The organism is Actinoplanes regularis (assembly GCF_900188005.1).
Taxonomy (GTDB): Bacteria; Actinomycetota; Actinomycetes; order Mycobacteriales; family Micromonosporaceae; genus Actinoplanes; species Actinoplanes regularis.
On sequence record NZ_FZNR01000029.1, the window covers coordinates 78,872 to 102,766 of the forward strand.

The window sequence follows — 23,895 nt, forward strand, 5'->3', positions numbered from 1 at the left end:
TAAGGGGTTCCATAGGAGGTACGCGCAAACACAAGGGTCGTCATCACCCGGCCGAATCTGCGTGCAGGCGCGTCGATTCCGGGCCGGCGAGGCTCAACGGCAGGTCCCGCCGGCGCTTCACGTTGAGCTTGCGATAAATGCGGGTCATGTGCTGCTCAACCGTACTGATCGTGATGAAAAGCTTCGCCGATATCTCCCGGTTGGTGTGCCCGTGCGCCGCGAGCACCGCGACCCGCATCTCGGCCTCGGTGAGCGTCTCGCCGCCCTCGGGCTGTTCCAGCACGGCCGGTGTCTCGGCGTCGGTGTACTGCGGCATCAGCGTCTCGGTGAGCGGAAGCGCTCCGCAGGCCTTGGCGACGTACCAGGCCTTACCGGTCAGCGTCCGGCCACGCGGGAAGTTCCCCAGTTCCCGGTACGCCCGGCCGAGCTCGCCGAGCACCAGGGCCAGCCGGACCCGGTCGCCGCCGCGCTCGAGGATCTCGACCGCCTCGCCGAGCGCCTGCAGCCGGCTGTGCGGATCCCCGGTGCTGCCCAGTACGCCCAGAGCGGCCGCGCGCAGCGCGTCGGCGCCCGGCCGCAGCCGGCGCAGCTGCCGGTTGGCGAGACTGGCCGCCCGTTCGGTGTCGCCCAGCGCCAGCCACGCCTCGCCGGCGTCCAGTCGCCACGGTGCCAGGGCGGGGGAGTCGAGGCCCCAGCGTTCCTGGAACTCGCCGCACGCCATGAAGTCGCCGAGCGCCGCGTGGCTGCGCCCGGTGGCGAGGCGCCACAGGCCGCGGGCGCGCAGGTGCCGGACCCCGCCCAGGGTCTGCGTCATCGCCTGCGGCGCGGGCAGCGCGAGCACGCCGAGCGCCTCGTCCGGCAGTCCCGCGGCCGTGCACACCTCGATCAGCGTGGCCGCCGGGAAGGCCAGCGCGGTGCCCCAGGACGGGACCGGCAGCAGCGTGAGGGCGGCCCGGGCCAGCGGTAGCGCCTGGGTGAGTTCGCCGCGGCGCAGCATGATCTCGGCCTTGGCCGCGATGAACATGGCCTGCCAGGCCGGCGCCTGCCGCCGGGCCGCCTCGTCGATGAGCCGGTTGGCCCAGGCGGTGGCGAGGTCGAACTGCCCGGCGAACAGCAGCGCCTGTACGGCCAGCAGCACCGGTTGCGCGGTGCTGTCATTGAGGTGATAGCGCTGCAGGACCAGCACCGCCTCGGCGGAGGAACCGGTGGCCAGCGCGGTGGTGACCGCGTGCGCGGCGTGCAGGTAGGGGTCGTCCGGCGCACCCGCGGTGCCGTCCGCCGTGAGCGGGCCGGTGGGCGACAGGCCGAGCGGGTCGAGGCGCGGCCGCATGGGCGGGCAGAAGACGCCGAGCCAGCGTGCCGCCGAGGCGAGCGCGTCGGCGGTGACCGTGCCGGCCTCCGCCAGCTCGCAGACCAGTCCGGCCGCTCGTTCGAGGCGCCCGGCCCAGGCCAGGTACGCGATCGTCTGCACCACTTCCGGGCCGCCGAGCCGGTTCTCGCGGGCGTCGTCGGCGAGTTCGTCCAGACGTTCCGCCGCGGCCGCCGGGGCGGTGCGCCACAGCAACCTGATCAGTCGCATCCGTACCCCGGCCCGGGTCTTCTTGTCGGGGGTGACCCGCAGCGCCGCCTCCAGGCAGCGGCGGGCCAGCTCGGGCCGGCCCTCGGCAAGCGCGTGCCCGGCCGCCTGGCGCATCGCCGGTCCCATCCAGGCGGCCGGCTCGACGTCGCCACCGAGCACGTGGCGGGCCAGTTCCAGCGGTGCGGCCGCGGTTGCGCGCAACAGCTCGGCGGCCCGCCGGTGCAGCGTGATCAGGTCCCCGGGCGGCACCGCTTCGAGCACCGCGGCCTGAGCCGCCTCGTCACGGAACCGCCAGCCGTCGACCAGCCCGGCCTGGCGCAGCTCGGCGACCTGGTCGAGCACCTCGCGGGGGTGCCGGTCGAGCAGCTCACCGACCAGGGCGTCACCGGCCGACGAGCCCAGCACGGCCAGTCCCCGCGCCACCGCGACCGTGGCCGGCCCGTGCCGGTGCAGGCAGGTCAGCACCGCCCGGCGGTAGGACTCGGCACGGATCAGCGTGGGCTCGCCGGTCACCGGCTGGTCGGTGGTGTCCGCGATGACGGCCCGGACCAGCAGCGGGTTGCCGCCGGTGCTGGCGTGCGTCTCAGCGGCGAGGCGCACGGCCACCTCGGCGGTGACGTGTTCGGTCAGCAGGCCGGCGGTCGCCTCGGGGGAGAGCAGGTCCAGCCGCAGCCGGCGGAAGTGCGGCTCGTGGCTGAGCTGGGCGTGCAGGCCACCCCGGTCGCGGGCCGGGCCGGCCCGCTCGGTGAGAACCAGCAGCACGCGGGCCCGCCGGATCCGCCGGCCGAGGTCGAGCAGGACCTGGGCCGACGGCTCGTCGGCGTGGTGCATGTCGTCGACGGTGAGGACCAGCGGGCGCTCGGCGGCCACCCGGGCGAGCGCCGCGGCCAGTTCGGCGACCAGCGCGGGCCGCTCCTCCGCGGCGGCCGTCACGGCGATCTCCAGCAGCAAACGGCTCTCCGCGAGCACGTCGGACGCCGTGGTCGTGCTGTGCAGCAGCCGGTGCAGCAGCCCGAACCCGAGCCGCTCGGCCGAGGCCGGGCAGGAGGTCTCGAGCAGCAGGGCGCCGGCCTCCCCGGCGGGCTCGGCTAGGGTGCTGATCAGGGCGGTCTTTCCGCTGGCCACCGGGCCGGTGATCAGCACGGTGTGGCCGCTCCCGGCGACCGCGTCACCCAGCAGGGTGCGCAGTCGGCCCTGGTGCTCGTCGCGATCGGTGAGTGTGGTCGGTGCAAACATCGTTTCCCCCGTCGGTCCGGCAGTGGGCGCTCAGCCGAGCAGGTGCCGTTCGACCAGGCGGGCGATGGCGGCGAGATGATCGTTGAGGAAGAAGTGGCCGCCGGTGAACGTGTGAACCGCACACTCGGTGGTGCTGTGCCGTGCCCAGGCGGCCGCCTCGTCGGCTGAGGTGCGGATGTCGTCCGACCCGGTCAGGACGGTCAGCGGTGCGGCCGTGACGACCCCCGGCTCGGGGCGGTAGGTCTCGATCGCCGTGTAGTCGCCGCGCAGCGCGGGCAGCGCCATCCGCATGATCTCCTCGTCCTCGAGGACCGCCGACGCGGTGCCGCTGAGCAGCCGCACCTCGGCGAGGAGCCCGGCGTCGTCCCGGCGGTGCACGCTGTCCGGTCGCTGCGTGCACGGCGCCCGGCGGCCGGAGAGGAACAGGCGCGCCGGGGTGTGCCCGTGCTCGCGCTCGAGCAGTCGCGCGGACTCGAAGGCCACGGTGGCACCCATGCTGTGCCCGAACAGTGCGACCGGCCGGTCCAGGTAGGGCAGGATGCCGGCGACCACCTCGGCGGCCATCTCGTGGAGGTCGGTCAGACAGGCCTCCTCGCGACGGTCCTGGCGCCCGGGGTACTGCACGGCGAGCAGGTCGATCTCCGGCGACAGGTCGCGGGACAGTCCGAAGTAGGCGGAGGCGGAGCCCCCGGCGTGCGGCAGGCAGACCAGCCGGACAGTCGCCTCCGGGCGCGGATGGAATCGACGCACGGCGCTGCCTGTCGCGGTATTCGTGGGCACGAAATTTGTCCCTTCAAATGGCTCGGATAATCGGCGTTCCCGGGTTTGGATGCTAGGAACACGGGTGAGTCGGGGTAACCCCTATCTTGTAAACGCAGATGAACGGCCGATCTATGAGATTGGCGTTTTCTGACCATCAAACTGCGCTGAGCTGCATGTTCTCCGTTCGCTGGCGTGAACGCCGATGGCTATAGGGGCGCTTAGGGGATGAAGGTCAGCGGTCCGCGCGCCTAGGGTCGGCCCCTGGATAAACGCTTGAAAAGGGGTCCGATGTCCGAGCGGACGGCAATCGTATTTCCAGGAATGGGACCGTCGAGCTTCGCCGACGTGGGCCGGTACATGGTGGTGGACCCGTACGCCCGGGCCCGCCTCGCCGAGGCCTCCGGGGTGCTCGGCTACGACCTGCTCGACCGGTTCTACGACAGCACCGACGAGTACTCGACATACCACCAGCTGGCCTTCGTGGTGAACTCCACCGCGCTCGCCGACCGGGCCGAGCGGGAACTGGGCGAACGGCCCGGGATCTGCACCGGTCCGAGCTTCGGGCAGAAGGCGGCCGCCGCGTACGTGGGCTCACTGTCCTTCGCCGACGTCCTGCGGCTCACCGCCGAATGGGCCGAGCTGGAGCAGGAGTACTTCCGAACCGAGCACCGCGACGTGGTGACGCAGACCGTCACCCGCGTACCCGAGGAGCCGTTCGCCGAGTTCCTGGCCGGCCTCAGCGACCGCGGCGAATACCACGACCTCTCCGGCCGCCTCGACGACGGCTTCCTGATGGTCTCCGTACGTGAGCCCGTACTCGACGAGCTGAAGGCCGCGGTCTCCGCGATGGGCGGCTACTCCATGCAGACCATGCGCCCGCCGGTGCACGCGGCCGCCTTCGGCGCCCTGCGGCTGCGCGCCGAACTGGAGGTGCTCGACCGCTACGACGTCGGCGCGCCGCGGCTGACCCTGATCAACGACAGCGACGGCTCGATCGTGCGCACCGGCGAGGGCATGCGCGCCATGCTGCTGGACACCTTCGACCGGCCCATCGACTGGCCGGCCGTCACCGGCACGCTGCACGACCTGGGCGTCGACCGGCTCGTCATCACCGGGCCGGACAACCTGTTCGGCCGGCTCGACCGCACCAAGAAGAACTTCGACGTGCTCGCCGTCGATCCGAAGGGCGTCGCCCGCGGGTTGTTCGTGCCGGGCGCCCGTCCGTGACCGTGACCGCATCGCATCAGCCAACGGGGTAGACATCATGACGCGCCAATTCGGAGACTTTCGCAGGCTGCTGGCCCTGGTCCGGGACGAGGCGGGCGCCGTGCTCGACGACCGGGTCGATCCGGACCAGTCCTTTCTCGACCTCGGTCTGGCCTCGCTGACCGCGGTCGAGCTGCACCGCCGGCTGGTGGCCGCCACCGGGATCGCGCTTCCGGTCACCCTCGCCTACGACCATCCGACCCCGCGCGCCGTCGCCGAGCGGATCGCCGCCGAACTCGGCACAGCGGTCCGCGAGCCGGAGCCCGAGCCGGCCGCCGCGGCCACCGACGAGCCGATCGCCATCGTCGGCATCGGCTGCCGGTACCCCGGCGGCGTCGACTCGGCCGCCGGACTGTGGGAGCTGCTCGACCGCGGTGGCGACGCGATCACCGAATTCCCGGTCAACCGCGGATGGGACGTCGCCGCCCTCTACGATCCGGACCCGGAGCATCCCGGCACCACGTACACCCGGCACGGCGGCTTCCTGCACGACGCCGACCTCTTCGACGCCGCGTTCTTCGGCATCAACCCGCGGGAGGCGCTCGCCGCCGACCCCCAGCAGCGACTACTGCTGGAGACCAGCTGGTCGGCCCTGGAGGACGCGGCCATCGACCCGCAGAGCCTGCGTGGCACCGCCACCGGCGTCTTCATCGGCGCGGAGAGCCAGGAGTACGGACCCCGCCTCGCCGAAGCCGCCGAAGGGCTGGAGGGCTATCTGCTCACCGGCACCGCGGAGAGCGTGATCGCCGGCCGCGTCGCCTACACCATGGGCCTGCAGGGCCCGACCCTGACCGTGGACACCGCCTGCTCCGGGTCGCTGGTCGCGATCCACCTGGCCGTCAACGCCCTGCGCCGCGGCGAATGTTCGACCGCCCTGGCCGGCGGCGTCGCCGTGATGTCCAGCCCGGCCGGCTTCCTGGCCTTCTCCCGGCAGCGGGGCCTCGCCCCGGACGGCCGGTGCAAGCCGTTCGCCGCGGCCGCCGACGGCACCGCCTGGGCCGAGGGCGTCGGTGTGCTCGTGCTGGAACGGCTCTCCGAGGCGCACCGGCGCGGCCACCGCGTACTCGCCGTGATCCGCGGCAGCGCCATCAACCAGGACGGCGCCTCCAACGGTCTGACCGCCCCCAACGGCCCGGCGCAGATCCGGGTCATCCGGGCCGCGCTGGCCGACGCCGGCCTGACGCCGGGGGACGTGGACGCGATCGAGGCGCACGGCACCGGCACCACGCTCGGCGACCCGATCGAGGCCCAGGCGCTGCTCGCCACCTACGGCAAGGGACGCGCCGAACCCGCCTGGCTGGGCTCGCTCAAGTCGAACCTGGGCCACACCCAGGCCGCCGCGGGAGTCGGCGGAATCATCAAGATGATCCAGGCCCTGCGGCACGGCACGCTGCCGGCCACCCTGCACGTCGACGAGCCGACCCCGCACGTCGACTGGTCGTCAGGCGCCGTCGAACTGCTCACCGAGGCCCGCCCGTGGCCGGCCGGCGAGCAGCCGCGCCGGGCAGCCGTCTCCTCCTTCGGCATGAGCGGCACCAACGCCCACGTGATCATCGAGGAGGCGCCGGCCGCCGCCCCGGCCCGCCCCGGCACGCTGACCGGCCCCGTACTGTTCCCGCTCTCGGCGGCCTCCGAGCCCGCCCTGCGGGAGCGCGCCACCGGCCTCGCCGCCGCCCTGCCGGACCGGCCGGCCGGTGACGTCGCCGCCGCGCTGGCCACCACCCGGGCTCACCTGTCACACCGGGCCGCCGTGGTCGCCGGCACCACCGGCGAGCTGCGCGAAGCGCTGGAGGACCCGTTCGGCCTGATCACCGGCGTCCGCTCGGCCGATCCCGTCGCGTTCCTCTTCACCGGCCAGGGCGCCCAGCGCACCGGCATGGGCCGGGAGCTTTACGAGACGTACCCGGTCTTCGCCGCGGCCTTCGACGCGGCCTGCGCCGCGCTCGATCTGCACCTGCCCGGTTCGGTCCGGGACGTCGTCCTCGACGGCGGCGAGCGGCTCGACCAGACGATCTGGACACAGGCCGGGCTGTTCGCCGTCGAGGTCGCGCTCTACCGGCTGATCGAGTCCTGGGGGATCCGCCCCGACTACCTGGCCGGGCACTCGGTCGGCGAGATCGCGGCCGCGCACGTCGCCGGCGTACTGTCGCTCACCGACGCCGCCGCGCTGGTCGCGGTGCGCGGCCGGCTGATCCAGGAACTCCCGGCCGGCGGTGCGATGGCCGCCGTCGAGGGCGGCGAGGACGAGGTACGGGCCCTGCTCGACGCCCAGCTCGACATCGCGGCCGTCAACGCTCCCGACGCCGTCGTGGTGTCCGGTGCGACCCAATCGGTCGAGAAGCTGGTCGCCCACTGGAAGCGCCAGCGTCGCCGGGCCAAGCGGCTCACCGTCAGCCACGCGTTCCACTCCGCCCGGATGGAGCCGATGCTCGCCGATCTGCGGTGGCTCGCCCGGGTGCTGTCGTTCTCACCGCCGGCCATTCCGATCGTCTCGACGGTGACCGGTGAGGAGATCGGCGCCGACCAGATCTGCTCGCCGGACTACTGGGTGCGGCACGTTCGCGACACCGTGCGGTTCGCCGACGCGGTCACCACGCTGGTCGCGCAGGGCGTCCGTACGTTCGTCGAGATCGGGCCGGACGGCGTGCTCAGCGGCATGGGCCAGCGGTGCGTCGACCCGGACTCCGGGATCGTCTTCGTGCCGGCGCTACGGGCCGGGCGCCCCGAGCCGGCGACCCTGCTCACCGCGGTCGCCACCGCGTATGTCCGCGGCACCGACCCGGACTGGCCGGCGATGTTCCCCGGCGCCTCCGCCGACGGCGTCGAGCTGCCCGGATACCCGTTCCAGCGGCAGCGGTTCTGGCTCGACGGGGCCGGCACGGGTGCCGGCGCGGCCGGGCTCGGACTGACCGCGACCGGGCATCCGCTGCTGCGCGCCGCGGTCGCGATGCCCGGCTCCGGCGGTGCCGTCCTCACCGGCCGGATCTCCGTGGCCGATCAGCCCTGGCTGGCCGACCACGCGGTGCACGGCCGGATCCTGCTGCCCGGCACCGCCTTCGTCGAGCTGGCCATCCGCGCCGGTGACGAGTCCGGGTGCGGGCGGCTCACCGAACTGACCCTGCGGGAGCCGCTGATCCTGGACGAGCGGTCCGGGACGGCGGTGCGCGTCGTGGTCGGTGCGCTGGACGCGTACGGCACCCGGCCGGTCGAGATCTACTCGTCGGCGGCGGGGGAGTGGCGCTGCCACGCGGCCGGTGTGGTCGCCCCGGAGGCCGCGGCCGAGCCGGTCGAGCCGTGGTCGCTCGCCGATGCGCGGGAGATCGACCTGGACGGCTTCTACGACCGGCTGACCGAGGCCGGATACGGATACGGCACCGCCTTCCGCGGTCTGCGTGCCGCCTGGCGCCGAGGGACGCAAGTGCTCGCCGAGGTCGAGCTGCCGGCGGACGGCGCCGGCGAGTACGGGCTGCATCCGGCGCTGCTGGACGCGGCCCTGCACGCCACGAGCCTGATCGACGGCACCGACGAGCAGGTGCGCGTCCCGTTCGCCTGGTCCGGGGTCTCGCTGCGCGCGGCCGGGGCCACCCGGGCGTACGTCCGGATGACGCCCGCCGGGCCGGACACCGTCGCCCTGGTCCTCTACGACGGTGCCGGCGAGGTGCTCGCCTCGGTCGACGCGCTGGTCTCCCGGCCGGTCGCGGCCGGGCAGCTGGCCGGTGCCGGCGGGGTGCCGCACGAGGCGATGTTCGAACCGGACTGGACGCCGCTGCCCGCCGGCCCGGTCACGTCCCCCGACGGGTGGCAGATCGTCGAGCTCGGCGGCCACGGTGCCACCGCCGAGGCCGTGCACGCCGCGGTCCGGGACGTGCTCCTCGACCTGCAGGCACGGCTCGCCGACGAGCAACGTCCGGACGATCACCTCGCCCTCGTCGCCCGGGCCGACCCGGACGACCTGACCACCGCGGCGGTGCAGGGCCTGGTCCGCTCGGCCCAGGCGGAGCACCCCGGCCGATTGCTGCTCGTCCACACCGACGGAAGCCTGCCGGTCGAGGACGCGGTGGCACTGGCCGTGGCCAGCGGTGAGCCCGAGGTCGTGCTGCGCGAGCGGGTGCCACACGGACACCGCCTGGTGCGATCGGCGGCCCCGGCGGACGCCCAGCCCGTCCGGCTCGGCCCGGACGGCACCGTCCTCGTCACCGGCGGGACCGGCGGCCTCGCGGCGCTGGTCGCCCGGCACCTGGTAACCGTGCACGGCGTACGCCACCTGCTGCTCACCAGCCGCAGAGGCTCCGACGCCCCGGGCGCGGCGGCACTGGCCGCCGAACTCACCGCACAGGGCGCCCAGGTGCGGATCGCCGCCTGCGACGCCGCCGACCGTGACGCCCTGCGGGCGTTGCTCGACGAGATCCCCGCGACCCAGCCGCTCACCGCCGTGGTGCACGCCGCGGGCGTCCTCGACGACGGCGTGCTCGGCTCGATCACCCCGGAGCGACTCGGCAACGTCCTGCGTCCCAAGGTGGACGCCGCGCTGCACCTGCACGAGCTGACCCGCGACCGGGATCTGGCCGCGTTCGTCCTCTTCTCCTCGGACGCCGGCCTGTTCGGCGGGCCCGGTCAGGCCGCGTACGCCGCCGCGAACGCGTTCCTGGACGGCCTCGCCAGGCTGCGCGCCGCCCAGGGCCTGCGCGCCGTCTCGCTGAACTGGAGCCTGTGGGCACAGGAGAGCGGCATGACGGCGCATCTCACCGAGGCCGATCGCAAGCGCATCGCCCGCTCCGGCATCCTGCCGCTGAGCACCGAGACCGGCCTCGAACTGTTCGACCTGGCGCTGACGGCCGGCCGTCCGGTGCTCGCGCCGATCCCGCTCGATCTGGCCGCGGTGACCGCCGCCGGTCCCGTCCCGCACCTGCTGCGCGCGCTGGTCCGCCCCGCGGCCCGGCGCAGCGCCACCGACCTCGCGGCAGCGCGGTCCCTTGCCGGTCGGCTGGCCGCGATGGACGACGCCGACCGCGACCGCGTCCTCACCGACCTGGTCGGCCGTACCGTCGCGCTGGTGCTCGGCCACGGCGGGGCCGGGGCCGTGGACCCCGGGCAGGCGTTCAAGGACCTGGGCTTCGACTCACTCACCGCGGTCGAGCTACGCAACCGGCTCGCCCTGGAGACCGGGCTCCGCCTGCCCGCCACGCTCACCTTCGACCACCCGACCCCGGCGGCACTGGTGCGGGAGTTGCGGGCCCGGCTGGTCGGCGACGCGAACCCGGTGGCCGTCACCATTGCGCCCGCCGGCGACTCGTCGGCGGATCCCATCGTGGTCGTCGGCATGAGCTGCCGTTACCCCGGTGACGTCCGCTCGCCCGAGGATCTGTGGACGATGGTCGCCGCCGGCGGCGAGGGCATCACCGGGTTCCCGGCCGACCGCGGCTGGGATCTGGCCCGGTTGTTCGACCCGGACCCGGACCGGCCCGGCACCTCGTACGTCCGCGAGGGCGGCTTCCTGCACGACGCGGCGCTGTTCGACCCGGCGTTCTTCGGGATCAGCCCGCGTGAGGCGCTGGCGATGGATCCGCAGCAGCGGCTGCTGCTCGAGTCGTCGTGGGAGGCCCTCGAACGGGCCGGCATCGACCCGGCCACCGTCCGGGGCAGCCAGACCGGCGTCTTCGTCGGCGTCATGTACGGCGACTACGCCTCCCGGGTGCGCGAGCTGCCGCCCGAGGTCGCGGACTTCGTCGGCAACGGCAACTCCTACAGCGTGGCGTCCGGCCGGGTCTCGTACACGCTGGGCCTGGAGGGTCCGGCGGTCACGGTGGATACGGCGTGCTCGTCGTCGCTGGTGACGTTGCATCTGGCGGTGCAGTCGCTGCGTCGGGGTGAGTGCTCGATGGCGCTGGCCGGCGGTGTCACCGTCATGTCCACTCCGGACACGTTCGTCGACTTCTCCCGCCAGCGTGGCCTGGCCGCCGACGGGCGGTGCAAGTCGTTCGCCGGGGCTGCGGACGGTACGGGCTGGGGTGAGGGCGTCGGCATGCTGGTGCTGGAGCGGCTCTCCGATGCCGAGCGGCTGGGTCATGACGTGCTGGCGGTGGTTCGGGGTAGTGCGGTGAATCAGGATGGCGCTTCGAACGGTTTGACCGCGCCGAATGGTCCGTCGCAGATGCGGGTGATCCGGCAGGCGCTTGCTGATGCAGGGCTGGGCACGTCCGATGTGGACGTCGTGGAGGCGCACGGTACCGGCACCACGCTGGGTGATCCGATCGAGGCGCAGGCGCTGCTCGCGACGTATGGCCAGGATCGGGCTGGTGGTGAGCCGCTGTGGCTCGGCTCGCTCAAGTCGAATATCGGGCATACGCAGGCTGCGGCGGGTGTCGGTGGTGTCATCAAGATGGTGATGGCGATGCGGCATGGGGTGTTGCCGCAGACGCTGCACGTTGACGAGCCGACTTCGCAGGTGGATTGGGAGTCGGGTGCGGTTGAGCTGCTTACTGCGGCTCGTGATTGGCCTGTGGTGGGTCGGCCGCGGCGGGCGGGTGTGTCGTCGTTCGGGATCAGTGGGACGAACGCGCATGTGATTTTGGAGCAGGCTCCGGTGGTGGTGCCGGCTGAGGTGGTGCCGGTTGAGGGTCCGGTGTTGGTGGGGTTGTCGGCGCGTTCGTCGGTGGCTTTGCAGGGGCAGGCTGGCCGTTTGGCGGAGCTGGTCGGCGCGGATGCGGGTGTGGTGCCGGCGGATGTGGCGTGGTCGTTGGCGACGCGGCGTGGCCGGATGCCGGTGCGGGCCGCTGTGGTCGCGTCGAGCCGTGAGGAACTGCTGGCCGGGCTGGGACAGATCGTTCCGGTCGAGGTGGTCGCGGGTCGTGGTCCGGTGTTCGTGTTCCCGGGTCAGGGCGCGCAGTGGGTCGATATGGCTCTCGGTTTGATCGAGGAGTCGCCGGTGTTCGCGGCGGCTCTGGCCGAGTGTGCGCAGGCGCTGTCTCCGCATGTGGATTGGGATTTGTACGCGGCGTTGGCTGATGAACAGCTGTTGGCGCGGGTCGATGTGGTGCAGCCGGTGTCGTTCGCGGTGCATGTGGCGTTGGCGCGGTTGTGGGAGTCGGTCGGGGTTCGCCCGGCTGCGGTGGTGGGTCATTCGCAGGGTGAGATCGCGGCGGCTCATGTCGCTGGGTTGTTGTCGCTGGCGGAGGCCGCGCGGGTGGTGGCGGTGCGTTCGCGGGTGTTGACGGTGTTGGCCGGTAGCGGGTTGATGGCGTCGGTGGGGTTGCCGGAGTCGGCGTTGTCGCTGCCGGATGGGGTGTCGGTGGCTGCGGTGAACGCCGCTGACTCGACGGTGATCGCGGGTACGCCTGACGGTGTGCGCCAGGTGGTCGCTGACGCGGAAGCGGCTGGGGCCCGGGCCCGGTTGATCGCAGTGGATTATGCGTCTCATTCGCCGATGGTCGAGTCGCTGCGTGAGCAGCTGCTGTCGGAGTTGGGGCGGGTGCCGTCGGGTTCTGTGACGGTTCCGATGTTGTCGACGGTGACCGGTGAGTGGGTCGAGTCGTTCGGTGACGATTACTGGTTTGAGAATTTGCGTCGGCCGGTGCGGTTCGCTGATGCGGCGTCCGTGCTGGTCGCTGACGGGTTCGGGTTGTTCATCGAGGTCTCGGCGCATCCGGTGGTCTCGGTGCCGCTGGCGGAGACCGGTGCACGGGTGGTGGGCACGCTGCGCCGGGACGAGGGCGGCTGGCGCCGGTTCCTGACCTCGGCGGGAGAGGCTTACGCCGCGGGCGCGGACGTCGATATCGTTCCTGCCGGGCGGCCTGTTGACCTGCCGACGTACGCCTTCGAACAGCACCGCTTCTGGCTGGAGTCCGCCGGTGGCGTCGGCGACCTGGCCTCGGCCGGACTCGGCACGACCGAGCACCCGCTGCTCCCGGCCGCGATCGTGCTGCCCGACGACGGCGGCGTGGTGCTGACCGGCCAGGTCAGCGCGACCAGCCCCGCCTGGCTCGCCGAGCACGAGGTGCTGGGCACGGTCCTGCTTCCGGGCGCGGCCTTCGTCGAGCTGGCCGTGCGGGCCGGCGACGAGGTCGGCTGCGACCGGATCGAGGAGCTCACCCTGGCCGCCCCGCTGGTGCTCGGCGACGACCCGGTGATGCTCCGGGTGGTCGCCGGCCAGCTCGACGACGACGGCCGCCGACCGGTCACCGTCCACTCCTCCGGGGACGGTGTGGACTGGACCGTCCACGCCGTCGGCACGCTGGCCGGCGGTACCGTGAGCCGTCCCGGCGACCTGACCGCCTGGCCGCCCACGGGCGCGCGGCCGATCCCGGTCGACACCTTCTACGACAGCCTCGACGGCTACGGCTACGGCCCGGTCTTCCAAGGTTTGCGCCGGGCCTGGCGGCGCGGCGACGAGCTGTTCACCGAAGTGGCGGTGCCCGAGGCGGCCGCGGCGGACGCCGCCCGCTTCGGCCTGCACCCGGCCCTGCTCGACGCCGTGCTGCAGGGCAGCGTGCTGCTGGACGACGATCCGGCGGTCACCATGCCCTTCTCGTTCACCGGCGTCAGCCTGCACGCCACCGGGGCGACCGCGCTGCGCTGCGCGATCACCCGTACCGGGCCGAACAGCATGGCGATCCGGGTCGCCGACACCACCGGCGCCCCGGTCGCCACCATCGACGGGCTCGACCTGCGTGCGGTCCTGCCGGACCAACTCACCGGAGCGGCCAGGCCGGCCGGCCACGACGCGCTGTTCCGGGTCGAGTGGCCGGTGCAGCCGATCCCGGCCGACGGCTTCGCCGGCTCGTGGGCCGAAGTGGGCGACCTGGACGAGGTGACCGGCAGCGTGCCGGACGTGGTGGTGCTGCCGCTGACCGGTCCGGCGACGGGCGAACCGGCCGCCGACGTCCACCGTGCGGCGATCGACGCGCTGGCGACGGTCCAGCGGTGGCTCTCCGACGACCGGTTCGCCGGATCGCGCCTCGCTCTGGTCACCCGCGGAGCTGTGCAGGCCGAACCGGGCGAGCATCTCACCGACCTGGCGGTCACGGCCGCCCGGGGACTGGTGCGGTCGGCGCAGGCCGAGAATCCGGGCAGGTTCCTCCTGATCGACCTGGACGACGCCGGCGCGTCACGGGCGGCGCTGCCAGCCGTGTTCGCCCTCGACGAGCCGGAGATCTCGCTGCACGGTGGTGCCCTGCGGGTACGGCGGTTGCGGCGGGCGGCCGGCGACGAACTGGTCCCGCCGGCCGGCGAATGGCGACTCGATGTCACGGCCGACGGCACCTTCGAGAACCTGGCGCTGGTTCCCGCGCCGGACGCGGCCGCGCCGCTGGAGGACGGCGAGATCCGGGTCGCCGTGCGCGCCGCGGGCCTCAACTTCCGCGACGTCGTCACCGCGCTGGGCATGGTGCACGTCAACGAGATCATGGGCGGCGAGGCGGCCGGCGTGGTCCTCGAGGTGGGACCGGGCGTCACCGACCTGGCGGCGGGAGACCGGGTGGCCGGCCTGTTCACCGGCTCCTTCGGACCGGTGGCCGTCACGCACCGGACCCAGCTCGTACCGATGCCGGCCGGCTGGACGTTCGCCGAGGCCGCGGCGATCCCGGTCATCTATGTCACCGCGCTGTTCGGCCTGGTGGACCTGGCGGATCTCAAGCCCGGCCGGCGGATCCTGGTGCATGCCGGCGCCGGCGGCGTGGGCATGGCCGCGGTGCAACTGGCCCGCTGGATGGGGGCGGAGGTCTTCGCGACCGCGAGCCCGGCCAAGTGGGACGTGCTGCGGGGGATGGGACTGGACGACGACCACATCGCGAACTCGCGCGACCTGGGCTTCGCCGAGAAGTTCGCGACCGTGACCGGCGGGGCCGGCATGGACGTGGTCCTGAACTCGCTGGCCCGCGAGTTCGTCGACGCCTCGCTCGGCCTGCTGCCGCGCGGCGGTCACTTCCTGGAGATGGGCAAGACCGACATCCGGGATGCCGCCGAGGTCGCCGGGCAGCACCCGGGCGTGCGCTACGCCGCCTACAACCTGCCCGACTTCGACCCGGATCGGACCCAGGAGATGCTGGTCCAGATCTTCTCGCTGTTCGCGGACGGGGTCCTGGCGAAGCTGCCGGTCACGGCGTGGGACGTGCGCCGGGCCGGGGAGGCGTTCCGGTTCATGTCGCAGGCCCGGCACATCGGCAAGATCGTGCTCACCGTGCCGCGGCCGGCCGATCCGCTGGGCACCGTCCTGATCACCGGCGGACTCGGCCTGGTCGGCGGGGTGGTGGCTCGGCGTCTGGTCACCGCGCACGGCGTACGCAGCCTCGTGCTCACCGGACGCCGCGGCCTCGCCGCCGCCGGTGCCCGGGAGCTGGTCGCCGAGCTCGAGTCGCTCGGCGCCCTGGTGACCGTCGTCACCGGCGACGTCGCCGACCGTCAGGTGGTGGAGCGGATGCTGGCCGCGGTACCGGCCGACGCGCCGCTGACCGGTGTCGTGCACGCGGCCGGTGCCCTGGACGACGGTCTCGTCTCGGCACTGACTCCGGAGCGGCTCACCGGCGTGCTGGCGCCCAAGGTGGATGCGGCCGTGCATCTCGACGAGCTGACCCGCGACGCTGACCTGGCGTTCTTCACGGTGTTCTCCTCGGCGGCCGCCACCATGGGGGAATCCGGTCAGGGCAACTACGCCGCCGCGAACGTCTTCCTGGAGAGCCTGATCGAGGCCCGCCGGATCGCCGGCCTGCCCGGATCCGCGATGGCCTGGGGCTTCTGGGCGGAGCGTTCGTCGATGACGGCGCACCTGTCCGAGGCCGACGTGCGGCGGATGGCCCGCGGCGGCGTGCTGCCGCTCTCGTCGGAGCTGGGTGCCGAGCTGTTCGACGCGAGCGTCGACTCGCCGTGGGGCGTCGTCGCCCCGGTCCGGCTGGACCTCCCGGCGCTGCGCTCGTCCGGCGAGATCCCCGCCGTGCTGCGTTCGCTGGTCGGCGGAGTGCGCCGGGTGGCGAACACCGCCAGGATCGGTGCCGAGAACAGTTCCGGACTGGTGGACCGCATCCGTGGCCTGTCCGCCGCCGACCGGGATCGTGCCGTGCTCGATCTGGTCCGCTCGCACGTCGGATTCGTGCTGGGCTTCGCCGAGCCGGACCGGATCGGCGTGAGCCGGGCGTTCAAGGAGATCGGCTTCGACTCGCTGACCGCGGTGGAACTGCGCAACCGGCTCAGCGCGGCCACCGGCCTGCGGCTGCCGGCCACGCTCGTCTTCGACTACCCCAGCCCCGGTGTACTGGCCCGCCAACTCCTCGCCGAGCTGTTGCCGGACGACAACGGCGGTGCCGCCGACGATCACGAGGCCGCGCTGCGGTCCGCGCTCGCGTCGGTGCCGATCGCCCGGTTCCGCGAGGCCGGGGTCCTCGACACGCTGCTCGCCCTGGCCGGCGTCACCGAGACCGCCGAGCCCGGCAACGACGACTCCCTGGACGACCTGGACGCGGCGGCGCTGATCCAGCTCGCGCTCAGCTCGTCCGACTCCTGACCCGACGCACCTGGAGCCATTGATGACCACCTCGAATGCGCAGCTCGTCGACGCCCTGCGCGCGTCGCTCAAGGAGACCGAGCGTCTCAAGCAGCAGAACCGCCGGCTGGTCGAAGCCGGCGGCGAACCCATCGCCGTGGTCGGCATGAGCTGCCGCTTCCCCGGCGGGGTGAACACACCCGAGCAGCTGTGGGAGCTGGTCGCGCGGGGCCGGGACGCGATGACGCCGTTCCCGGCCGACCGTGGCTGGGACGTGCCGGGTCTCTACGACCCCGACCCGGAGCACGCCGGTACGTCGTACGTGCGTGAGGGGGGTTTCCTGCACGACGCGGCGCTGTTCGACCCGGCGTTCTTCGGGATCAGTCCGCGTGAGGCGCTGGCGATGGATCCGCAGCAGCGGCTGCTGCTCGAGTCGTCGTGGGAGGCCCTCGAGCGGGCCGGTATCGACCCGGGCACGCTGGCCGGTAGCCGCACCGGCGTGTTCGTCGGCGTGATCCACAACGATTACACGTCCGGCCTGCGGGTCGTACCGGACGATCTCGAAGCGTTCCTCGGCAACGGCGGGGCCGCCAGTGTCGCCTCCGGCCGGGTGGCCTACACGCTCGGGCTGGAGGGTCCGGCGATCAGTGTGGACACCGCGTGTTCGTCGTCGCTGGTGGCATTGCATCTGGCGGTGCAGTCGCTGCGTCGGGGTGAGTGCTCGATGGCGCTGGCCGGTGGGGCGTCGGTGATGGCCACGCCCGGCGCGTTCACGGAGTTCTCCCGCCAGCGTGGGCTCGGCCAGGACGGCCGGTGCAAGCCGTTCGCCGCGGCCGCCGACGGTACGGGCTGGGGCGAGGGCGTCGGCGTGCTGCTGCTGGAGCGGCTCTCCGAGGCCCTGGCGAAGGGTCACAACGTGCTCGCGGTGATCCGGGGCAGCGCGGTGAATCAGGACGGCGCCTCCAACGGCCTGTCCGCGCCGAACGGCCCGGCTCAGCGGCGGGTCATCCGGGCCGCGCTCGAGAACGCCGGTCTGCGGCCGTCCGACGTGGACGCCGTGGAGGCGCATGGCACGGGTACGACGTTGGGTGATCCGATCGAGGCGCAGGCGCTGCTCGCGACGTACGGTCAGGACCGGGCCGGCGGGGAACCGCTGTGGCTCGGCTCCCTCAAGTCGAACATCGGCCACGCGATGGCGGCCGCCGGCGTCGGCGGCGTCATCAAGATGATCATGGCGATGCGGCACGGCACCCTTCCGCAGTCGTTGCACATCGACGAGCCCACCCCGCAGGTGGACTGGGATTCCGGCGCGGTCGAGCTGCTCACCGCGGCCCGCGACTGGCCCGCGGTGGACCGGCCGCGACGGGCGGGTGTGTCGTCGTTCGGGATCAGCGGCACCAACGCTCATCTGATTTTGGAGCAGGCGCCGCCGCTCGTGGAAGCCGAGCGTGAGGTCGGTGCTCCGGTTGTTCCGTGGGTGGTGTCGGCGAAGTCGGTGGGCGCGCTCGACGGCCAGGTGGAAAGGTTGATCGCGGCAGCCGAGCAGGCCGAGCCGGTGGATGTCGCGCGGAGTCTGGTGTCGTCGCGTGCGGTGTTCGGGCATCGGGTGGTTGCTGTTGGTTCGTCGGCGGAGGAGCTGGTCGCGGGTCTGCGTGCGGCGGTGCCGGTCGAGGCGGTGGCGGGTCGTGGTCCGGTGTTTGTTTTCCCGGGTCAGGGCGCGCAGTGGGTCGGTATGGCGTTGGCGCTGGTGGAGGAGTCGCCGGTGTTCGCGGCGGCTCTGGCCGAATGCGCGCAGGCTCTGTCTGCGCATGTGGATTGGGATTTGTACGCGGCTTTGGCTGATGAGCAGCTGTTGGCGCGGGTGGATGTGGTGCAGCCGGTGTCGTTTGCGGTGCATGTGGCGTTGGCGCGGTTGTGGGAGTCGGTCGGGGTTCGTCCGGCTGCGGTGGTGGGTCATTCGCAGGGTGAGATCGCAGCGGCTCATGTCGCTGGGTTGCTGTCGTTGGCGGAGGCCGCGCGGGTGGTGGCGGTGCGTTCGCGGGTGTTGACGGTGTTGGCCGGTACCGGGTTGATGGCGTCGGTGGGGTTGCCGGAGTCGGCGTTGTCGCTGCCGGACGGGGTGTCGGTGGCGGCGGTGAACGCCGCCGACTCGACGGTGATCGCGGGTACGCCTGACGGTGTGCGCCAGGTGGTCGCCGATGCGGAAGCGGCTGGCGCTCGGGCGCGGCTGATTGCAGTGGATTATGCGTCTCATTCGCCGATGGTCGAGTCCCTGCGTGAGCAGCTGCTGCAGGAACTCGGGCGGGTGCCGTCGGGTTCTGCGACGGTTCCGATGTTGTCGACGGTGACCGGTGAGTGGGTCGAGTCGTTCGGTGACGATTACTGGTTTGAGAATCTGCGTCGGCCGGTGCGGTTCGCTGATGCGGCGTCCGTGCTGGTCGCTGACGGGTTCGGGTTGTTCATCGAGGTCTCGGCGCATCCGGTGGTTTCGGTGCCGCTGGCGGATACCGGTGCGCGGGTGGTGGGCACGCTGCGCCGGGACGAGGGCGGCTGGCGCCGGTTCCTGACCTCGGCCGGTGAGGCTTACGCCGCTGGCGCGGACGTCGACTGGGACACGGTGCTGCCGGAGGACGCCCGGGTGGTCGACCTGCCGACGTACGCCTTCGAGCACCAGCGGTATTGGCTCGAGGGAACGTCCAGCACCGCCGACGTCACGGCCGCCGGCCTCGGCCAGGCCGAGCACCCGCTGCTCGGCGCCGTCGTTCCGGTGGCCGGCTCCGACCAGGTTGTGCTGCTCACCGGCCGGCTGTCGCGCAAGAGCCACCCGTGGCTCGCCGACCATGCCGTACTCGGCACCGCGCTGCTGCCCGGAACCGCCTTCGTCGAACTGGCCGTCCGGGCCGGCGACGAGGTCGGCTGCGGGCGCCTGGACGAACTGACCCTGCTCGCCCCCCTGGTGATCCCGGCCGAGGGCGCGGTGCGGGTACAGGTCACCGTCGGCTCGCCGGACGGCGACGGCCGTCGCGAGGTCGCGGTGCACTCCCGCGCCGGCGACGACGCGGAGTGGGTCACCCACGCGTCCGGCCTGCTCGCCGCCGAATCCGGCCCGGCCGGCTTCGACCTGGTGGCCTGGCCACCGGCCGGCGCCGAGCCGATCGACCTCGGCGGCGGCTACGACGACCTGGCCGAGCGCGGCTACGAGTACGGACCGGCCTTCCGGGGACTGCGGGCCGCGTGGCGCCGGGGCACCGAGATCTACGCCGAGGTGGCACTTCCGCCGGACGTCAAGGCCGCCGGGTTCGTGCTGCATCCGGGACTGTTCGACGCGGCGCTGCACGCCCTCGGCAGCACGGGCACGACCGTGCAGCTGCCGTTCAGCTGGAGCGGCGTCACCGTCCACGCGTCCGGGGCGACCACGCTGCGGGTGCGGCTCACCCCGTCGCCGGACGGCCGGGTCGCCCTGGTCGCCGCGGACGCCGGGGGAGCGCCGGTCGTGTCGGTCGACGCGCTGACCCTGCGGCCGATCACCGAGGCTCAGCTACGCGCCGCCTCCGCCACGGCCCTGCACACGGTCGGCTGGACGCCGGTCAGCGAGTCGCCGGCCGCCGAGCCGGGACCCTGGGCGGTGCTCGGGGCGGACGACCTCGGGCTCTCCGCGGCCCCCGGGTACGACGATCTGGACGCGCTGCTTGCGGCGATCGAGGCCGGTGCCGAGGCTCCCGACGTGGTGTTCGCGCCGGTCACCGGCGCCGACGGGGAGCTGTCCACGGCGGTGCGCGACACGGTCGGCGAGGTCCTCGTCCTGGTCCAGCGGTGGCTCGCCGACGACCGGCTGGCCGCTTCCCGGCTGGTGCCGGTGACCACCGGTGCGGTCGCCGGCGGGCCCGACCTGCCCGCTGCCGCGGTGTGGGGTCTGGTCCGTTCCGCCGAGGCGGAGAACCCGGACCGATTCGGCCTGCTCGACCGGGACGGCGGCGCGATCCCCTGGACCGCCGTCGCCGGCGCGCTGAACAGCGAGACCGAATTGGCGGTACGGGACGGGGAACTGCTCGTCCCGCGTCTCGCCCGGTCGGCCGTCACGGACCGGCCCGCCGGCCTCGACCAGGGCACGGTGCTGCTCACCGGCGGCACCGGCACGATCGGCGCGCAGATCGCCCGGCACCTGGTCAGCACGCACGACGTACGCCGTCTGGTCATCACCAGCCGGCGCGGTCCGGCGGCCCAGGGCGCCGCCGAGCTGCGCGCCGAGCTCGCCGAGCTGGGCGCCGAGACCGAGATCGTGGCCTGCGCGGCCGACGACCGGGCGGCGATGGCCGAGCTGTTCGCGGCCCACCCGATCCGGGCCGTCGTGCACGCCGCCGGTGTCACCGACGACGGCGTGGTCGGCTCGCTCGACCCGGCCCGCCTCGACACGGTCCTGCGGCCCAAGGTGGACGCCGCGGTCGTCCTGCACGAGCTGACCCGCGACCGCGACCTGGCCGCCTTCGTGCTGTTCTCCTCCGGCGCCGGCACCTTCGGCAGCGCCGGGCAGGCGAACTACGCGGCGGCGAACGCGTTCCTCGACGCGCTCGCCGGCCACCGTCGCTCGCTCGGGCTGCCCGGCACCTCCGTCGCGTGGGGATTCTGGGCCGAGCGCAGCGAACTGACCGGCAAGCTCGGTGACGCGGACGTCGCGCGGATGGGGCGCTCCGGCATCGCCGCCATGGACACCGGAACCGGCCTGGCACTGTTCGACGCGGCCCTGGCCACTGCGGATCCGGCGGTGGTGGCGGCCCGGTTCGATCTGACCCGGCTCCGCTCCCGGGCGTCCGGCAACGGAGTACCGCCGGCCCTCCGGAGCCTCGTGGCGCGCGGATCGGGCCGCCGGGCCACGGCCGCCGGTGGTGGATCGGCGTCCGAGGCCGAGGCGCTACGCAAGCGGATCGCCTCGCTCGCGCCGGACCAGGCCGCCGCGGCGGTCCTCGACCTGGTGCGCATGCACGTCGCCTCGGTCCTCGGCTTCGCCGGGCCGCACGCCGTCGACGCCGGACGCGGCCTGATCGATCTCGGCTTCGACTCGCTCACCGCGCTGGAACTGCGCAACCGGCTCGGCCATGCGATCGGGGCCAAACTCCCGGCCACGCTGGTGTTCGACTATCCGACCGCCACGGCGGTCGCCGGGCACCTGCTCGACCGGCTGCCCGCCGGCGGCCCGAAGCCGCCGGCGGTGCCCGCCCTCGCCGAACTGGACCGGCTGGAGACGCTCCTGGCCGAGCCGATGACCGACGAGGACCGCGGCGGCGTACGTGGACGGCTGCAGGCCCTGCTGCAACGCCTCGGCGACACCGATGACGCCGGCCTCACCGGCAAGCTCGACGACGCCAGCGACGAGGAGATGTTCGCCTTCATCGACTCGCTCGCCTGAGCCCGCGCACGGCGTTCCCGGGTGGCCTTTCCGGCCGCCCGGGAACGCTGCGCATACGGGGGCGGCAGGGGCGCGCTAGGGGTGTGCCCGGCCCGGCCCGACCAGCAGGCTGAGAGCATGGAGAACGAGCAGAAGCTGCGCGAATACCTCAAGCGGGTGACCGCCGACCTGGCCCAGACCAAGGAGCGTCTGCGCGAGACCGAGGAGCGCGCGGCGGAGCCGATCGCCATCGTCGGCATCGGCTGCCGGTACCCCGCGGGGGTGTCCTCGCCCGAGCAGCTCTGGGACCTCGTCGCCGGCGGCCGCGATGCGATCTCGGCGTTTCCCGATGACCGCGGGTGGCCGCTGGACCGGCTCTACCACCCGGATCCCGAGTCGGCCGGCACCTACTACACGACCGGCGGCGGGTTCATCGACAACGCCGCCGACTTCGACCCGGCGTTCTTCGGGATCAGCCCGCGTGAGGCGCTGGCGATGGATCCCCAGCAGCGGCTTCTCCTGCAGACCTCCTGGGAGGCCATCGAACGGGCCGGCATCGACCCGGCCACCATGCGGGGCAGCCAGACCGGCGTCTTCGTCGGCGTGATGTACCAGGACTACGCGACCCGGGTGGACACGACCCCGGCCGACCTGGAGGGCTACATCGGCAACGGGAACGCGTACAGCGTGGCGTCCGGCCGGGTCTCGTACACGCTGGGCCTGGAGGGTCCGGCGGTCACGGTGGATACGGCGTGTTCGTCGTCGCTGGTGACGTTGCATCTTGCGGTGCAGTCGCTGCGTCGGGGTGAGTGCTCGATGGCGCTGGCCGGCGGTGTCACCGTCATGTCCACACCCGACGTCTTCGTCGAGTTGAGCCGCCAGCGTGGCCTCTCCGCCGACGGCCGCTGCCGCTCGTTCGCATCGGGCGCGGACGGGACCGGCTTCGCCGAGGGTATCGGCCTGCTCCTGGTCGAGCGGCTCTCCGACGCCGAGCGGCTGGGGCACAACGTGCTCGCGGTGGTGCGGGGTAGCGCGGTGAATCAGGATGGCGCCTCCAGCAGCCTGACCGCGCCGAACGGCCCCTCCCAGATGCGGGTGATCCGGCAGGCGCTCGCTGATGCCGGGCTCGGCGCCTCCGATGTGGACGCTGTGGAGGCGCATGGCACGGGTACGACGTTGGGTGATCCGATCGAGGCGCAGGCGCTGCTGGCGACGTATGGCCAGGATCGGGCTGGTGGTGAGCCGTTGTGGCTCGGCTCGCTCAAGTCGAATATCGGGCATACGCAGGCTGCGGCGGGTGTCGGTGGTGTCATCAAGATGGTGATGGCGATGCGGTATGGGGTGTTGCCGCGGACGTTGCACGTTGACGAGCCGACTTCGCAGGTGGATTGGGAGTCGGGTGCGGTCGAGCTGCTTACCGCGGCTCGTGATTGGCCTGTGGTGGGTCGGCCGCGGCGGGCGGGTGTGTCGTCGTTCGGGATCAGTGGGACGAACGCGCATGTGATTTTGGAGCAGGCTCCGGTGGTGGTGCCGGCTGAGGTGGTGCCGGTTGAGGGTCCGGTGTTGGTGGGGTTGTCGGCGCGTTCGTCGGTGGCTTTGCAGGGGCAGGCTGGGCGTTTGGCGGAGTTGGTCGGCGCGGATGCGGGTGTGGTGCCGGCGGATGTTGCGTGGTCGTTGGCGACGCGGCGTGGCCGGATGCCGGTGCGGGCCGCTGTGGTCGCGTCGAGCCGTGAGGAGCTGCTGGCCGGGCTGGGGCAGATTGTTCCGGTCGAGGTGGTCGCGGGTCGTGGTCCGGTGTTCGTGTTCCCGGGTCAGGGTGCGCAGTGGGTTGGTATGGCTCTCGGGCTGGTGGAGGAGTCGCCGGTGTTCGCGGCGGCTCTGGCCGAGTGTGCGCAGGCGCTGTCTCCCCATGTGGATTGGGACCTCTACGCGGCGTTGGCTGATGAGCAGCTGTTGGCGCGGGTTGATGTGGTGCAGCCGGTGTCGTTTGCGGTGCATGTGGCGTTGGCGCGGTTGTGGGAGTCGGTCGGGGTTCGTCCGGCTGCGGTGGTGGGTCATTCGCAGGGTGAGATCGCGGCGGCTCATGTCGCTGGGTTGTTGTCGCTGGCGGAGGCCGCGCGGGTGGTGGCGGTGCGTTCGCGGGTGTTGACGGTGTTGGCCGGTAGCGGGTTGATGGCGTCGGTGGGGTTGCCGGAGTCG

The 23,895-nt window shown here is 72.9% G+C and carries 4 protein-coding genes and 2 pseudogenes; 4 read left to right on the forward strand and 2 right to left on the reverse strand.

Annotated elements, in window-relative coordinates:
- Positions 1 to 43: 43 nt before the first annotated feature.
- Both CHC09_RS40600 and CHC09_RS40605 read right to left on the reverse strand, forming a co-directional pair.
- Positions 44 to 2,815, reverse strand: coding sequence for a helix-turn-helix transcriptional regulator (locus tag CHC09_RS40600; protein ID WP_089298595.1), 2,772 nt, complete (start codon positions 2,813 to 2,815; stop codon positions 44 to 46).
- 30 nt (positions 2,816 to 2,845) lie between these two features.
- On the reverse strand, positions 2,846 to 3,565 hold the full coding sequence (locus CHC09_RS40605) for a thioesterase II family protein (RefSeq protein WP_203833405.1): 720 nt from the start codon (positions 3,563 to 3,565) through the stop codon (positions 2,846 to 2,848).
- A 333-nt stretch (positions 3,566 to 3,898) separates the two neighbouring features.
- Between CHC09_RS40605 and CHC09_RS40610 the strand changes: the two genes are divergently transcribed.
- The 4 genes and pseudogenes from CHC09_RS40610 to CHC09_RS40625 form a co-directional block, all read left to right on the forward strand.
- Positions 3,899 to 4,804: an ACP S-malonyltransferase gene (locus CHC09_RS40610; protein WP_239138845.1), complete on the forward strand. Its 906-nt coding sequence runs from the start codon at positions 3,899 to 3,901 to the stop codon at positions 4,802 to 4,804.
- 76 nt (positions 4,805 to 4,880) lie between these two features.
- Positions 4,881 to 16,100, forward strand: a pseudogene (locus CHC09_RS40615) (SDR family NAD(P)-dependent oxidoreductase); the annotation flags it as partial.
- A gap of 256 nt (positions 16,101 to 16,356) precedes the next feature.
- Positions 16,357 to 21,717 carry a type I polyketide synthase gene (locus CHC09_RS40620; protein WP_089298599.1) on the forward strand — a complete coding sequence of 1,787 codons (5,361 nt, stop codon included), beginning with the start codon at positions 16,357 to 16,359 and terminating at the stop codon, positions 21,715 to 21,717.
- Positions 21,718 to 21,852: 135 nt separating this feature from the next.
- Positions 21,853 to 23,895 (forward strand): annotated as a pseudogene (locus CHC09_RS40625) (type I polyketide synthase); the annotation flags it as partial.

Excerpts from the sequence above, each read along its gene's own strand:
- CHC09_RS40600 (WP_089298595.1), bottom strand. The coding sequence starts at position 2,815 with ATGTTTGCACCGACCACACTCACCGATCGCGACGAGCACCAGGGCCGA.
- CHC09_RS40610 (WP_239138845.1), top strand. The coding sequence starts at position 3,899 with ATGGGACCGTCGAGCTTCGCCGACGTGGGCCGGTACATGGTGGTGGAC.
- CHC09_RS40620 (WP_089298599.1), top strand. The coding sequence starts at position 16,357 with ATGACCACCTCGAATGCGCAGCTCGTCGACGCCCTGCGCGCGTCGCTC.